General features: G+C 63.0%; 17 protein-coding genes and 1 tRNA gene. 12 read left to right on the top strand and 6 right to left on the bottom strand.

Going from position 1 to position 13,152, the window contains the following annotated elements:
• Positions 1–255: 255 nt before the first annotated feature.
• From tsaB to MQW79_RS13210, 5 genes are all read left to right on the top strand, one after another.
• Positions 256–867 carry a tRNA (adenosine(37)-N6)-threonylcarbamoyltransferase complex dimerization subunit type 1 TsaB gene (gene tsaB, locus MQW79_RS13190; protein ID WP_476584932.1) on the top strand — a complete coding sequence of 204 codons (612 nt, stop codon included), beginning with the start codon at positions 256–258 and terminating at the stop codon, positions 865–867.
• Positions 864–1,343, top strand: coding sequence for a ribosomal protein S18-alanine N-acetyltransferase (rimI, locus tag MQW79_RS13195; RefSeq protein WP_476584933.1), 480 nt, complete (start codon positions 864–866; stop codon positions 1,341–1,343). The genes tsaB and rimI overlap by 4 nt, the downstream gene beginning before the upstream one ends.
• 90 nt (positions 1,344–1,433) lie before the next feature.
• On the top strand, positions 1,434–1,832 hold the full coding sequence (locus MQW79_RS13200; protein WP_476588235.1) for a Fur family transcriptional regulator: 399 nt from the start codon (positions 1,434–1,436) through the stop codon (positions 1,830–1,832).
• A complete protein-coding gene (locus MQW79_RS13205; RefSeq protein ID WP_476584934.1) occupies positions 1,829–2,644 on the top strand; it encodes a lysophospholipid acyltransferase family protein in 816 nt (271 codons plus the stop codon). The genes MQW79_RS13200 and MQW79_RS13205 overlap by 4 nt, the downstream gene beginning before the upstream one ends.
• An 84-nt stretch (positions 2,645–2,728) precedes the next feature.
• Positions 2,729–2,980, top strand: coding sequence for a hypothetical protein (locus tag MQW79_RS13210; protein WP_476584935.1), 252 nt, complete (start codon positions 2,729–2,731; stop codon positions 2,978–2,980).
• Here MQW79_RS13210 and MQW79_RS13215 read toward each other — a convergent pair.
• The 6 genes from MQW79_RS13215 to MQW79_RS13240 form a co-directional block, all read right to left on the bottom strand.
• A complete protein-coding gene (locus tag MQW79_RS13215; RefSeq protein ID WP_476584936.1) occupies positions 2,977–3,234 on the bottom strand; it encodes a hypothetical protein in 258 nt (85 codons plus the stop codon). The two genes, MQW79_RS13210 and MQW79_RS13215, sit on opposite strands and share 4 nt — an antisense overlap.
• 172 nt (positions 3,235–3,406) lie before the next feature.
• A complete protein-coding gene (gene pncB, locus MQW79_RS13220; RefSeq protein ID WP_476584937.1) occupies positions 3,407–4,714 on the bottom strand; it encodes a nicotinate phosphoribosyltransferase in 1,308 nt (435 codons plus the stop codon).
• A 303-nt stretch (positions 4,715–5,017) separates the two neighbouring features.
• Complete coding sequence (locus MQW79_RS13225) at positions 5,018–6,112, bottom strand: winged helix-turn-helix domain-containing protein (protein ID WP_476588236.1); 1,095 nt, start codon at positions 6,110–6,112, stop codon at positions 5,018–5,020.
• A 125-nt stretch (positions 6,113–6,237) separates the two neighbouring features.
• Positions 6,238–6,477, bottom strand: coding sequence for a GIY-YIG nuclease family protein (locus tag MQW79_RS13230; RefSeq protein ID WP_476584938.1), 240 nt, complete (start codon positions 6,475–6,477; stop codon positions 6,238–6,240).
• A gap of 188 nt (positions 6,478–6,665) precedes the next feature.
• Positions 6,666–6,741 (bottom strand) — tRNA-Ala (locus MQW79_RS13235).
• Positions 6,742–6,916: 175 nt separating this feature from the next.
• Positions 6,917–7,312 (bottom strand): TIGR02300 family protein, encoded by a 396-nt coding sequence (locus tag MQW79_RS13240; RefSeq protein WP_476584939.1) that lies wholly within the window; start codon positions 7,310–7,312, stop codon positions 6,917–6,919.
• Positions 7,313–7,547: 235 nt separating this feature from the next.
• On the opposite strand from MQW79_RS13240, the gene MQW79_RS13245 reads away from it, so the two are divergent.
• From MQW79_RS13245 to MQW79_RS13275, 7 genes are all read left to right on the top strand, one after another.
• On the top strand, positions 7,548–8,201 hold the full coding sequence (locus tag MQW79_RS13245) for a (d)CMP kinase (protein ID WP_476584940.1): 654 nt from the start codon (positions 7,548–7,550) through the stop codon (positions 8,199–8,201).
• Between the two features lie 180 nt (positions 8,202–8,381).
• On the top strand, positions 8,382–10,088 hold the full coding sequence (rpsA, locus tag MQW79_RS13250; protein ID WP_476584941.1) for a 30S ribosomal protein S1: 1,707 nt from the start codon (positions 8,382–8,384) through the stop codon (positions 10,086–10,088).
• A 74-nt stretch (positions 10,089–10,162) separates the two neighbouring features.
• The gene (locus MQW79_RS13255) at positions 10,163–10,672 is read left to right on the top strand and encodes a GNAT family N-acetyltransferase (RefSeq protein ID WP_476584942.1); all 510 of its coding nucleotides are present in this window, start codon (positions 10,163–10,165) and stop codon (positions 10,670–10,672) included.
• Positions 10,673–10,737: 65 nt separating this feature from the next.
• On the top strand, positions 10,738–11,676 hold the full coding sequence (gene sppA / locus MQW79_RS13260) for a signal peptide peptidase SppA (protein WP_476584943.1): 939 nt from the start codon (positions 10,738–10,740) through the stop codon (positions 11,674–11,676).
• A gap of 33 nt (positions 11,677–11,709) precedes the next feature.
• Positions 11,710–11,991 (top strand): integration host factor subunit beta, encoded by a 282-nt coding sequence (locus tag MQW79_RS13265; RefSeq protein ID WP_035099264.1) that lies wholly within the window; start codon positions 11,710–11,712, stop codon positions 11,989–11,991.
• A 53-nt stretch (positions 11,992–12,044) separates the two neighbouring features.
• Positions 12,045–12,407, top strand: a complete 363-nt coding sequence (locus tag MQW79_RS13270) for a lipopolysaccharide assembly protein LapA domain-containing protein (RefSeq protein ID WP_476584944.1) — start codon at positions 12,045–12,047, stop codon at positions 12,405–12,407.
• Between the two features lie 56 nt (positions 12,408–12,463).
• On the top strand, positions 12,464–13,111 hold the full coding sequence (locus tag MQW79_RS13275; RefSeq protein WP_476584945.1) for a phosphoribosylanthranilate isomerase: 648 nt from the start codon (positions 12,464–12,466) through the stop codon (positions 13,109–13,111).
• Positions 13,112–13,152: the final 41 nt, after the last annotated feature.

Below are 13,152 nucleotides of genomic sequence, written 5' to 3' on the forward strand. Positions count from 1 at the left end.
AATGGACATGGGGGCAAGGTGGTCGCGGCCAGACAGAGCGTCAAGGCAATGGTTCGGGAGCGGTTTGGCGGTGGACTTGGGTGAAGCCGGAGGCTAGGACTTCAGCGCTGTGCCGGCACCCCCTTCATCCGGCGCTGCGCGCCACCTTCTCCGCGATGGGGAGAAGAATGGTTCGGCGGACGCCTCTATTCCTCGCCCCATTGGGGAGAGGGTGGATCGGCCGAAGGCCGAGACGGGTGAGGGGAGGTGAGCCACATGTCCAGTCCCATAACCCTTGCCATCGACACCGCCGCGCCGCGCCTCAATCTGGCGCTGCTGCGGGCCGATGGCGTGGTCGACATGCTGGTGGAAGACATTGCCAAGGGCCATGCCGAAATCCTCTTCGACCGGCTGGGGACGCTGCTGGCGCGCAATGGCATTGGCTATGCCGATCTCGATCGGGTGGCCGTCACCACCGGGCCCGGCTCGTTTACCGGCCTCAGGATCGGCCTGTCGGCCGCACGGGGCCTGGGCGTCGCGCGCAAGGTGCCGGTGCTGGGGATTCCGAGCCTCCTCGCCGTGTCGCTGGCCGCCCCGGCGGGGCCGGTCGTCGTGCTGATCGATGCGCGCCGCGACGAGGCCTATTTTGAAATCTTCCCCCAGCCCGGTGTCGTGGGCGCAGGCCCGCAAGTGATCGCCATGGGCGAGGCGCGCCAAAGCATCCCCGCGGGTGCGACGCTGATCGAAGAGAACGTCGTCGATATTGGCGCCATGGCCCGTTTTGCCGCGACTCTCGACCCGGCAGCGTGGCCGCCCCATGCGGCCTATGTGCGCGATGCCGATGCCAAGCCGCAGGATGCGGCGCGCATTCTGAGGCGCCAGCCATGATGAAGCTCTGGATGGCGCCCAGGGGGCTGCATATCGAGCCGGGCGAGACACGCGACGCCAAGGAGCTGGCGCGCATCCATGCGCAGAGTTTTTTCCGCGGCTGGCCTTCCGCCGATTTCGCGAGCTTCCTTGAAGAGCGCAATACGCCGGTCTATGTGGCCTGCGACGCCAGGCGCAGAATTGCCGGCTTTGCCCTGATCCGCACGGTGGCCGATGAGGTCGAGCTTCTGACCATTGCCGTTGATCCGCGCTGGCGCGGCAAGGGCGTGGGACGGGCGCTGATGGATGCGGTCTTCGCCGACCTCATGCAGTCGCCGGCCAGGCGCATGTTCCTCGAGGTCGACGAGCAGAACCATGCGGCGATCGGCCTCTACCAAAAACTCGGCTTTGCGACTATTTCGTCGCGAAAAGGCTATTATCCACGCCCCGATGGCAGTGCTGCCACGGCGCTTGTCATGGCGCGCGATCTTGGCTAACCCGATCAGCATGCGCATAGGACAGGGAGTGACGGCGTGAACAGAAATCCTTCCGATCCGACGCTCGAAGAGGCCTGCGTGGCGCGCGGCATGCGCATGACCGACCAGCGCCGCACCATTGCCCGTGTCATCGAGGACGCCACCGACCATCCCGATGTCGAAGAGCTCTATCGGCGCGCCTCGGCGCTCGATCCGCGGATTTCGCTGTCCACGGTCTACCGCACCGTCAACCTCTTCGAGGAGGCGGGTCTCGTGACCAAGCATGACTTCAAGGATGGCCGCGCCCGTTTCGAGCTGATTCCCGACGAGCATCACGACCACCTGATCGACATCAGGACCGGCACGGTGATCGAGTTCCGCAACGAGGAAATCGAGGCCATCCAGGAAGTGATCGCCAAGCGCCTCGGCTACAAGCTGATCGATCACCGCCTCGAACTCTATGCCGTGCCGCTCGGCGACAAGACCAGCAAGGACGCGCCGACCAAATGATTTTCAGGATCGTCTTCTTCCTGTTTGTCCTCGTGCCGTTCATGCTGGTGGTGATCCCCGCCCAGGCGCTGATCCTTCTGCTGCGCCTGCCGTTCTGGAACGTCCTGCCACGTCTTTTCCACCGTGTGGGCTGCATCTTTCTGGGGCTGCGGGTGACCGTCATCGGCGCGCCCGCGACCGGACGACCGACTCTTCTGGTTTCAAACCATGTGTCCTGGACCGACATCGTCGCCATCGGCTCGGTGGCCGACGTCACCTTCGTGGCCAAGCGCGAAGTGGGCAAATGGCCTTTTGTGGGCATGATGGCCGACCTGCAGCGCACCATCTATGTGGATCGCACCCGGCGCTCCGATGCCGGCCGCACGGCCGAAGCCATGGGCAAGCGCATGGCCGGCAACAATGCCGTGCTGCTGTTTGCCGAGGGCCAGTCCGATATCGGCACCCATGTCCTGCCCTTCCGCTCGGCGCTGATCGGGGCGGCCCAGCATGCAATGATCGAGGCGGGCGCGGGCGAGGTGGCGATCCAGCCGCTGACCATTGCCTATACCCGGCTCCAGGGCCTGCCTGTGGGGCGCAACGAGCGCTCGCTGATCGCCTGGATCAAGTCCAAGTCGGTCAAGCAGAACATCGCCGAGATCCTCTCGGGCCCGGTCAAGGACGTCACCGTTGCCTTTGGAACGCCCATGGCGCTCAATGCCGGCGACGACCGCAAGGCGGTCAGCAAGGCGGCGGAAAACCAGGTGCGGACCATGCTGGTGGCGCTCAACCGCGGCGGGACGATCCCGGCCGGTGCGCGCCCGGCTCAAGTTTAGCAATTAAGCCTAACGGGCGATCCGGCTTTCCCGGTTAAGACTTCGTTAGCTATGACAGAATCCGTAGAAATGCGGAGACCGGTCATGGTTTGGGAATTGGTGGCGATCTGGGCGATCGTGGCGGCAACCCTTTGGTGGTTTTTCGTCGACGAGCGGCGCCGTCTTGGCTTCGATCGCCTCTCCGCCCAGGCCCGGGTCTATGCGACGGGTGCCGAGTGGCAGCATCGCGCGCCGCCCTTGCGCCGCGTGTCGCCGGAGGCATCCGCCCGCGCCCAGACCGACCTGCAGCGCCGCTTCCTCGAGGAAATGCGGCGCCAGCGGATCAGCGGACGCTAGGGCGCGACCGACCCCATATGCTGCTTGAGGCGGCCGACAATATCGGCGGCCTTGACCATGAGGGCCAGCTCGATGTCCTCCTCGCTCATGCCGTCACGCACGTCCATCCAGACGGGCACCATGATTTCGTGACGGATCTCCTGCTCGCCGATGGTTTCGGTGAGGACGGCCCGGACCTTGCCGGTCATGCGTTCCGAAAGAGTGGGATGGGGCTGGCGTTCGGCCAGCGCGATATCAATTAATTCAAGGCTCATACTTGGCTCCGGAGAGCCCCCATGGCCAGACTGAGCCCTGGTGGTTCACCGAATCTTAACGTGGCCGTCGCCCATGGGTTTCTCCACAGGGACAGCGTGAATGACGATTGTTGCCATTTGGCATCAGATGTGGCGGCGGGCGCCTGGATGGGGACCAAAGCCCCCTTTTCCTTCAGACACGCACGGCGTGTTCGACGCGGCCCGCATCGCCGAAGACGCGGAGATAGCGCGCGATCTCTGATTTGTCACCCGTTGCCTTGGCCGGATTGTCCGAAAGCTTGACCGCCTGATGGCCATTGGCCTCGGACACCTTGGCGACGATGGAGATGGGCTTGAGGCCCGGATTGGGCGCGGGGGCGCAATCCTCGAAATCATTGGTGAGGTTGGTGCCCCAGCCAAAGCTCATGCGCACCTTGCCGTCAAAATGCAGATAGGCTTCCTCGATCATGTCGACATCGAGCCCGTCGGAAAAGATCAGCAGCTTTTCGCGCGGGTCGCGGCCGCGGCTCTTCCAGAAATCGATGATCTTCTCGCCGCCCTCGATGGCCGGCGCCGAATCGGGGCGGAAGCCGGTCCAGTCGGCCACCCAGTCGGGCGCATCGCGCAGGAAGGCGTCGGTGCCGAAGGCATCGGGGAGGACGATGAGCAGGTTGCCGCCGTAATAGCTCTTCCAGTCCTGCAGCACCCGATAGGGCGCCTCGCGCAGTTCCTCGTCCGAGCGGGCGAGCGCGGCCAGCACCATGGGCAATTCATGCGCATTGGTGCCCAGGGCCTCCAGATCATTGTCCATGGCCAGCTTCACATTGGACGTGCCGGTCAAATTGGCGCCAATGCCTTCCTTGAGCGCCTCGACGCACCAGCGCTGCCAGAGGAAGGAATGGCGGCGGCGGGTGCCGAAATCGGAAATCTTGAGGTCCGGCAGCTTTTGCAGTCGCTCGACCTTTTCCCACATCTTGGCCTTGGCGCGGGCATAGAGCACGTCGAGCGTGAAGGGCCCATAGCTCTTCATCGCGGCGCGGCTGCGCAATTCGTTGATGATGGCGAGGGCCGGGATTTCCCACATCGTGGTTTCGACCCAGAGGCCGGGAAATTCGAGCACGAACTGGCCGTCGCGCTTTTCGAGGCGATAGTCCGGCAATTGGAAGTTTTCGAGCCAGCGCAGAAAGCCGGGCTGAAAAATCTGCTTGGAGCCGTAAAAGGTATTACCCGCCAGCCAGATCATCTCCTTTTTGGAGAAGCGCAGCGTGCGGCAATGGTCGAGCTGGGCGCGCAGCTCGTCGATGTCGATCTCGTCGGCCAGCCGCACCGAAGTGGTGCGGTTGATGAGGCTGAACGTGGCGTCGACCTTGGGATAGAGGCCCCAGATCATCTGCAGCATCAGGAGCTTGTAAAAGTCCGTGTCGAGGAGGCTCCGGATGATCGGGTCGAGCTTGAACGTGTGATTGTAAACCCGCCGGGCAATATCGGTATAGGTGGCCATGAAAGTCCCCAAAGCGCGACGGGTCTTGTAGCGCGGAGCGATGCGGGAAGGAAAGCTTCGAGCCGTGCCAGAGGTAAATTCGCTCCAGTGGAGCGAATTTAGGCGAGAAGGCCATGAGCGCTAAGCGCGAATGGCTGGCGGGCAAAGGGTTCGGTAGGTGCCAAACCCGAAATTGCACCCCCCACCTAACCTCCCCCTGAAACAGGGGGAGGGACCGACCCAGCTTGGCGCTGACCTCCGATGCCTTCTTCTCCTCCCCCTCCTTAAGGGGGAGGCCGGGTGGGGGTTCTTGCGCCTTTTCGCCTAGCTCTCCAGCTGAAACCGCTCGAAGCGCCCAAGCTCCGTATCGATCGCCACCTTCGTCTCCGCGCCGGGCTCTTCCAGCCAGGTCCATTTCTGTACCAGCAGCTTTCCCGCCTGCCGGTCGGCCTTCAAATCCACGGCGGCCACCACCCGGTCATCGACCAGCACCGGCAGGGCGAAATAGCCGTATCGGCGCCTGGCCGCCGGTACATAGGCCTCAAAAATGTGGTCATAGCCGAACATGAGTTTGAGGCGCTTGCGCTGGATGATCAGTGGATCGAAGGGCGAGAGGATGTGGACGCGATTGGCTGGGGCCGGGGCAATGGTTTCCAGCGCTTCGGGCGTGGTCCAGTGCGGCACTTTTTCGGCGCCCTCGATGCTGACGGGCACAAGCTTGCGGGACTTCACCCGCGCCTCGATCAGCTCAAGCACCGCCTTCTTGGCGGGTGCATTGAGATGGCAGATGGAATCGAGGCTGACCACGCCCTGGCTGCGCAGCGCCCGGTCGAGGAGATAGGCCGTCACCTGCCGCTCGCTGGCGGGGCGGGTGTTCTTCTCCCAGGCGAAATGCCTGCCAATGAGGTCATAGGTCTTGACCATGCCCTCGCGCGCCGAAATGGCGACCAGGCCCTGATAGAACATCAGCTGCAAGACGCGCTTGGACGGCTTGCGGCTGGCCCAGGGATGGGTCTTGTCGACCAGCTCATCATCGTCGATGTCGCGGATGGAGAGCGGTCCTTCGGTCTTGAGGCGTTTGACCATGGCGCTGACCTCTTCCCTGGTCACCGAGCCGAACCAGGCGCTGGGATTGTCGCGATAGGCCTTCATGGCCGGCACGAAATAGCTGAGGTCGGCCGTGGGCACATAGCTCAGCGCATGCGTCCAGTATTCAAAGATCGACTTTTCCGCCGATTGCAGCGCCGTGAGGTCGCCGCGCCGATAGGTCGGAATGCGCGAATAGAGGATGTGATGGTGGCAGCGCTCGATCACATTGATCGTGTCGATCTGCACATAGCCCAACTGTTCCACCGCCGCCTGCGCCGCTGCCGGCCCGGCGCCAAAGGGTTCGGTTTCATCGAGGCGCTGGGCGCGCATCCAGATGGCGCGGGCTTTTTGCGTGGTAAGGGGAGTGGGTTTGCGCGGCACGGGTGATTCCTGCGATCTGACCAGAACGTTTGTCAGATCAGGAGGGCGTGTCAAATCAGGGCAGGAGGGGTGGTCTAGGGGCGTTTCTTGGCGAATGCCCTGCCGGATGCCGACTTCAAGTATTTTTCGAAAGCGAACGCGCGATCTATGTCGTCGAACGCCATGTAGGTCTGAACCTGCCATGGGCCATGCTTCGCGGTGTGGCTCACCACGCCCGCATTGTGTCGCTCAACACCCTCGCGCAAATCGTGGGTTGTGCCAACATAGTGACGGTCGGGTTCACTTTGGCTGCGAAGAATATAGACGTATTGCATTTGCCAGCCTCCCCAAGGATGGACCATTCTAAGGGGCTTTTGCAGGCTTGGCAGTAGGGGTGCTGAACGATCTGGTCCAGCTTCGTTGCCTTTGGCAACCACGCCGTGACAGCCTTCACCTATGTTCGACAGGAACTTCGTGCAAGCCTCACGGGCTTGCCAAGCCGAAGCTGCAGAGCAGCGAAGGCTGGTGGAGCCAAGCGGGATCGAACCGCTGACCTCTTGCATGCCATGCAAGCGCTCTCCCAGCTGAGCTATGGCCCCATCCGGACAAGGCGGCGAAACGCTGGCCTTGCGGTAGTTTTGGGTTCGTCGGGGAAGTTTCCCGTCCGAAGCGAGGCGGAACCTATTGGATGAAATCGGCTCGCGCAAGTGCCTAAATGACACTTTTTTATCCCGCCGGGGAAAAACCCTCTCCGGCGGGAAAAATCCAATTAAATCAACGGTCTTCGTCGTCGCCGACGTCAAAGCCGAGGCCGTCGTCCTCATCTTCGTCTTCTTCGAGGAACACGTCTTCCTCGTCGTCGCCGAGCTCTTCGTCGACTTCGACATCCTCGACATCGGGAATGTCATCGCCGCTCTCTTCAGCGTCGGCTTCCTCGAGGCTGACGATCTCGGGACCTGCGGTTTCCTCGACTTCGTCTTCTTCTTCCGTCTCGTCCTCGTCATCGATCTTGCGAGCGGTGGCGGGGCTGACCTTGCCGGCCATCTGCTCGAAGAAAGACCGCGGATAGCTCTTGCCGGTATAGGGCGAGACGATCGGGTCCATGTTGAGGTCGTAGAACTTCTTGCCGGTATCGGGATCGGTCCGCTTGGTACCGCGTTCGCTGGCCATCTCTCATGCCTTCTCGAATAAAGAGGGGTTTACCGGGCGCGTCTAGCCGCTTGCGCCCAATTCGGTCAGTTCGGTTATGGGCAAAGCCCGGTCCTGTCAAACGCAAAATGCGCCGCGCGAGCGCCCGGTTGCAGCCGCTTCGCCTTCAGCGCCCCGTCCGGACGATCTGCCCCGGGCCCCTTGCCCTCACCCGCGCGCGCCGCTATCGCCTAGTGCATAAGCAAAGAGGCCAGCCATGATCATCGCCGTCGACGGACCCGCCGCATCGGGCAAGGGCACCCTGGCCTCGGGCCTGGCCCGGCATTATGGTCTGCCGCATCTGGATACCGGCCTGCTTTATCGCGCCGTCGGCCTGGCGGCTGCCGCGACGGTCGATACGCCGGATTTCGAAAGCGTCGCCATTGCTGCGGCACGCGCGCTCGACGCCGCGCATCTGGACGATCTCGACGCGCTGACCGCGGCTGAAACCGGGGTCCTGGCCTCCAAGGTCGCTGTCATTGCCGAGGTGCGGGCGGCCCTGTTCGATTTTCAGCGCAACTTTGCCACCCAGCCCGGCGGTGCAGTGCTCGATGGGCGCGATATCGGCACCAAGATCTGCCCCGATGCCGATGTGAAGCTCTTCATCCAGGCCGACAGCAAGGCGCGCATGGAGCGCCGGGCGCGGCAGCTCGAGGCGCGCGGCGTGGCCGTGGACCGCTATGCGCTCTTTCACCAGATCGAGGAGCGCGACGCCCGCGACATGATGAATCCCAATGGCGGATTCTATCCGGCCAGCGACGCGCACTTGCTTGATACCACGCTTATGGGTATAGAGGCCGCACTCCGCGCTGCCATCGCGATTGTCGAGACGGCCCTGGCGCTCAAGGCAGGGGGGCAAAAGCCCTCCTAATTTCCTCCTTGGGACATCAGGGTCCAGCCAATCGGACCTAACGCTGGCCCGGACCTGTACATAGAAATTCTCCTGTCAGTGAAGCGGTGCTCCGTGCGCCGGCTTTGGCATTTTCGCCGAAGCGGACCCGTATTCGGGCAGGATGCAAACCCCTAACCACCGGCGCACCGGAGAAAAGATTTGGCACAGCAGACTGTGACGAAAGACGATTTTGAATCGATGCTCCTCGACAGCTTTGTCGACAACGATGCCGCTGAAGGCAATGTCGTCAAGGGCCGCGTCGTCGCCATCGAGAAGGACCTCGCGATCATCGACGTGGGTCTCAAGACTGAAGGCCGCGTGCCGCTGAAGGAATTCGGCCAGGCCGGCCGTGACGGCACCATCACCGTGGGTTCGGAAGTCGAGGTCTATGTCGACCGCGTCGAGAACGCCGCCGGCGAGGCCGTCCTCAGCCGCGAAAAGGCCCGCCGCGAAGAGAGCTGGGTCAAGCTCGAAGAGAAGTACAACGCCAATGAGCGCGTTGAAGGCACCATCTTCAACCAGGTCAAGGGTGGTTTCACCGTCGACCTCGAAGGTGCCGTGGCCTTCCTGCCGCGTTCGCAGGTCGACATCCGTCCGATCCGCGACATCGCGCCGCTCATGAACGTGCCCCAGCCCTTCCAGATCCTCAAGATGGACAAGCGTCGCGGCAATATCGTCGTCTCGCGTCGTGCCATTCTCGAAGAATCGCGCGCCGAACAGCGTTCGGAAATCGTCCAGCAGCTCGAAGAGGGCCAGGTGGTCGATGGCGTGGTCAAGAACATCACCGATTACGGTGCGTTCGTCGACCTGGGCGGTATCGACGGCCTGCTGCATGTCACCGACATTGCATGGCGCCGCGTCAACCACCCGTCCGAAGTGCTCACGATCGGCGAGACCATCAAGGTCCAGATCGTGCGCATCAACCACGAGTCGCACCGCATCAGCCTCGGCATGAAGCAGCTGCAGGCCGATCCGTGGGAAGGCATCGAAGCCAAGTACCCGATCAACGCCAAGTTCACCGGCCGCGTGACCAACATCACCGACTACGGTGCTTTCGTTGAGCTCGAGCCGGGCATTGAAGGCCTGATCCACGTCTCGGAAATGAGCTGGACCAAGAAGAACGTCCATCCGGGCAAGATCGTCTCGACCTCCCAGGAAGTCGATGTCGTCGTGCTCGAAGTCGATCCGGACAAGCGCCGCATCTCGCTGGGCCTCAAGCAGACCCTGCAGAATCCGTGGGAAGCCTTTGCCGAGAAGAACCCGGTTGGCTCCACCATCGAAGGCGAAGTCAAGAACAAGACCGAGTTCGGCCTGTTCATCGGCCTCGAAGGCGATGTGGACGGCATGGTTCACCTCTCCGACCTCGACTGGCAGAAGTCGGGCGAAGTGGCGCTGGACGACTACAACCGTGGCGACATGGTTTCGGCCAAGGTTCTCGACGTCGATGTCGAGAAGGAGCGGATCTCGCTCGGCATCAAGCAGCTCGCTGCTGAAGGCCTGGCCGATACCGGCGCTTCCGATGGTTCGGGCCTGCGCAAGAATGCCGTGGTCACCACCGAAGTCGTGGAAGTCAACGATGGCGGCATCGAAGTGCGCATCGCTGACTCTGACGTCACGGCCTTCATCCGCCGCGCCGATCTCTCCCGCGACCGCAACGACCAGCGCCCCGAGCGCTTCGCCAAGGGCGACAAGGTCGATGCCCGCGTCACCCAGTACGACCGCAAGACCGGCCGCATCCAGCTCTCGATCAAGGCGCTCGAAATCGCCGAAGAACGTGAAGCCGTGGCCAACTTCGGTTCCTCGGATTCGGGCGCTTCGCTCGGCGACATCCTGGGCGCTGCCCTCAAGGGCCGCGACGACAAGTAAGCCTTTGGCTTGCTGAGAAAACCATGCGACCCGCGCCGATGGTGCGGGTCGTTTTTTATGAGAAGTGGCTAGACATGATCCAGTTTCGCGACGTCGCCTGGCGCGCCATGAGCGGCTATGACTTTTCCGCCGTGTTCGAGATTGCCAATCGCGTGCATCCCGGTTTCTTCGAGGCCGAGGCGGTGCTGGCGGAAAAATTCGATCTCTACCGCAATGGCTGCTACCTGCTCGAAGTCTCGGAAAAGCCGGCCGGCTATGTGCTGAGCCATCCCTGGAAACTGGGCAGCCTGCCGGCGCTGGATACGCTCCTGGGCAAAATTCCTGAGGATGCCGACAGCTACTATATCCACGACCTGGCGCTGCTGCCTTTGACCCGTGGCCTCGGCGCGGCCGGGCAGATTGTGGCGGCGTTGACCAAGCATGCCACGGCCATGGACTTTGCCACGATGAGCCTTGTCGCCGTCAATGGCTCGGTGCCCTTCTGGGAAAAGCAGGGATTCGTCATTGAAGAGCGTCCCGAACTGGCAGAAAAACTGGCCGCCTATGAGAATGCGGCGCGCTATATGGTCAAGCGCCTCGCCTAGTTTCAGCCGCTTGCCTTCGCGGTCGGGGCCCGTTACCTCAGGCTGACATTGGGAGCCCGAGCGCCGTGACCTATTCCAGTCCGCATGACGATCTTGCCGCCGACCGTTTTCGCCGCTCGCGCGGGGCCTGGCGCCTGTTTGCGCTGCTCGCCGTGGTCATCGCGCTGCTGGCGCTGTTCGGGCGCTTCGCCCTCGCCGATCGCCCCGGGGGCGAGCGCATTGCCCGCGTCGTCATCAGCGGCACCATTGCCACCGACCCGCAGCGCTCCAAGCTGATCGGCGAGCTGCTCGAGGACGAGGCAGTCAAGGCCGTGATCGTCGCCATCAATTCGCCGGGCGGGACGACAGCCGGCGGCGAGGAACTCTACGAGGACCTGCGGCGCCTCTCGGCAGTCAAGCCGGTGGTCTCGACCATCGACGAACTGGGCGCCTCGGCGGCCTATATGACCGCCATTGCCACCGACCGCATCTTTGCCCGGCGCCTCTCCATCGTCGGCTCGATCGGCGTGCTCTACCAGCATGTCAATGCCGGCAAGCTGCTCGAAACCATCGGCGTCGACCTCGACAAGGTGGCTTCGGGCCCCCTTAAGGCCGAGCCGGACTTTGACGAGCCGCTGGTGGGCGAGACCCGCGCCTCGCTCCAGGCCCTGGTCGAAGACAGTTTCCAGTGGTTCGTCGACATCGTCGCCGAGCGCCGCGGCCTCACAAGGCCACAGACCCTGGCCCTGGCCGATGGGCGTATCATGACCGGGCGGGTCGGCGTCGAGAGCGGGTTGATCGACGCCATTGGCGGCGAGGTGGAGGCGGTGCAATGGCTGGCCAGCGAGCATGATATCGACGCCGAAACCCCCGTGGTTCCGGCCTGGCCGCCCGATGCCGGCGAGTTCAACTGGATCGGCGAGCTGCTCGGGACCTCGATGCGGCGCGCGATCGGTTTGAACGGCGAAAGTGTTGTGATGCTTGACGGTTTGGTCTCGCTTTGGCAGGTTGATGAGACCCAGTGACATGGGAACTTGGGGTGGACACCGGAGCCTTTGATGATCAAGTCTGAACTTGTCGAAAAGCTCGCTGCAGAGAACCCGCATCTGTTCCAGCGCGACATCGAGAACATCGTCAATGCCATCCTCGATGAGATCGGGGACGCCATGGCAAGGGGCGACCGGGTTGAGTTGCGCGGCTTCGGCGCCTTCTCGGTGAAGAACCGCCCCGCCCGCGTCGGTCGCAATCCGCGCACCGGCGAGCAGGTGGATGTGGGCGAGAAATACGTGCCGCAGTTCAAGGCCGGCAAGGAAATCCGTGAGCGGCTCAACCGTTCGTAGTTTTCAGGCCCCAGTATAGGAATTGAAGCCACCTCGGCTTCTCGGACGCCGCAATGGTCAACAAATTCGTCGGCTGGCTGGTTCTGGTGCCGCTCTGTGCGGTGCTGATCGCGCTCGCCCTGGCCAATCGCCAGCTGGTGAGCGTCAATCTCAATCCGTTTGTCCCCGCGCTCGAAAACGGCACGACCGGCTATGGCGTGCCGCTTTTTGTCGTGCTTTATGTGATGCTGCTGATCGGTGTCCTGCTCGGGGGCATTGCCAGCTGGTTCGCACAGGGTGCCTCCCGTCGCCGCGAGCGGCATTGGCGGCGCGAAGCCCAGCAGCTGAGCCAGGAGCTGGAGACCCAGCGCCGCCGCAATGGCCAGGCCGGTGCAAATTCGCATGGCGATGTCGACGATCTGCTGGAACTGCGATGATGGACGGCGCAGTGCGGCTCACTTCTTCTGTTTCGTCCCATTGAGCCCAACCTGAAATGGCCGATCCCTTGATCGTCAAAATCTGCGGCATCAAGACCTATGACATGCTCGACGTGGCCATCGCCGCCGGCGCCGACATGGTGGGCTTCATGCATTTCCCGCGCTCGCCGCGCCATGTGTCCATTGACGAACTGGGCGGGCTGATCTCGGCCGCGCGTGGGCAAATCGAAAGCTGCGTGGTTCTGGTCAATCCTGACAATTCCAGCGTCGCCGAAGTGGCCGCGCTGGGCCCCGACTGGATTCAGCTGCATGGGCCTGAAACCCCGCATCGCGTGGAGGCCATCCGCGCCGGGGCGGGTGTCGAAATCATGAAGGCCCTGCCTATCGGCTCGGCCGAGGATGTGGCCCATGTGGCCCAGTTCACCGACGTGGCCGACCGGGTGCTGCTCGATGCCAAGCCGCCCAAGGGCGCCGACCGGCCCGGCGGCCTGGGCGAGAGCTTTGACTGGGGCCTGCTCGATGCGTTGGACCCATCCGTGCCCTTCATGCTCTCGGGGGGGCTGACGCCTGACAATGTGGCCGAGGCCATTGCTCGGGTGAAGCCCTTTGGCATTGATGTCTCCTCGGGCGTGGAGCGGGCGCCGGGCGTCAAGGACAAAAGGCTCATCGAAGCCTTTATCCGGAACGCCCGCGCCGCAAGCTGACTTGCCAGCGACCGGCCGGAGGTCTTAAGGAGACCACATGG

The organism is Devosia sp. Micro-HW1, assembly GCF_056341075.1.

Bases quoted from the DNA above. Each gene is read 5' to 3' on its own strand.
- MQW79_RS13265 (WP_035099264.1), top strand. From the start codon at position 11,710: ATGATCAAGTCTGAACTTGTCGAAAAGCTCGCTGCAGAGAACCCGCAT.
- MQW79_RS13230 (WP_476584938.1), bottom strand. From the start codon at position 6,477: ATGCAATACGTCTATATTCTTCGCAGCCAAAGTGAACCCGACCGTCAC.
- MQW79_RS13270 (WP_476584944.1), top strand. From the start codon at position 12,045: ATGGTCAACAAATTCGTCGGCTGGCTGGTTCTGGTGCCGCTCTGTGCG.
- pncB (WP_476584937.1), bottom strand. From the start codon at position 4,714: ATGGCCACCTATACCGATATTGCCCGGCGGGTTTACAATCACACGTTC.
- MQW79_RS13225 (WP_476588236.1), bottom strand. From the start codon at position 6,112: ATGCGCGCCCAGCGCCTCGATGAAACCGAACCCTTTGGCGCCGGGCCG.
- MQW79_RS13205 (WP_476584934.1), top strand. From the start codon at position 1,829: ATGATTTTCAGGATCGTCTTCTTCCTGTTTGTCCTCGTGCCGTTCATG.
- MQW79_RS13200 (WP_476588235.1), top strand. From the start codon at position 1,434: ATGCGCATGACCGACCAGCGCCGCACCATTGCCCGTGTCATCGAGGAC.
- MQW79_RS13210 (WP_476584935.1), top strand. From the start codon at position 2,729: ATGGTTTGGGAATTGGTGGCGATCTGGGCGATCGTGGCGGCAACCCTT.
- MQW79_RS13245 (WP_476584940.1), top strand. From the start codon at position 7,548: ATGATCATCGCCGTCGACGGACCCGCCGCATCGGGCAAGGGCACCCTG.
- tsaB (WP_476584932.1), top strand. From the start codon at position 256: ATGTCCAGTCCCATAACCCTTGCCATCGACACCGCCGCGCCGCGCCTC.
- MQW79_RS13240 (WP_476584939.1), bottom strand. From the start codon at position 7,312: ATGGCCAGCGAACGCGGTACCAAGCGGACCGATCCCGATACCGGCAAG.
- rimI (WP_476584933.1), top strand. From the start codon at position 864: ATGATGAAGCTCTGGATGGCGCCCAGGGGGCTGCATATCGAGCCGGGC.
- MQW79_RS13275 (WP_476584945.1), top strand. From the start codon at position 12,464: ATGGCCGATCCCTTGATCGTCAAAATCTGCGGCATCAAGACCTATGAC.
- MQW79_RS13215 (WP_476584936.1), bottom strand. From the start codon at position 3,234: ATGAGCCTTGAATTAATTGATATCGCGCTGGCCGAACGCCAGCCCCAT.
- MQW79_RS13255 (WP_476584942.1), top strand. From the start codon at position 10,163: ATGATCCAGTTTCGCGACGTCGCCTGGCGCGCCATGAGCGGCTATGAC.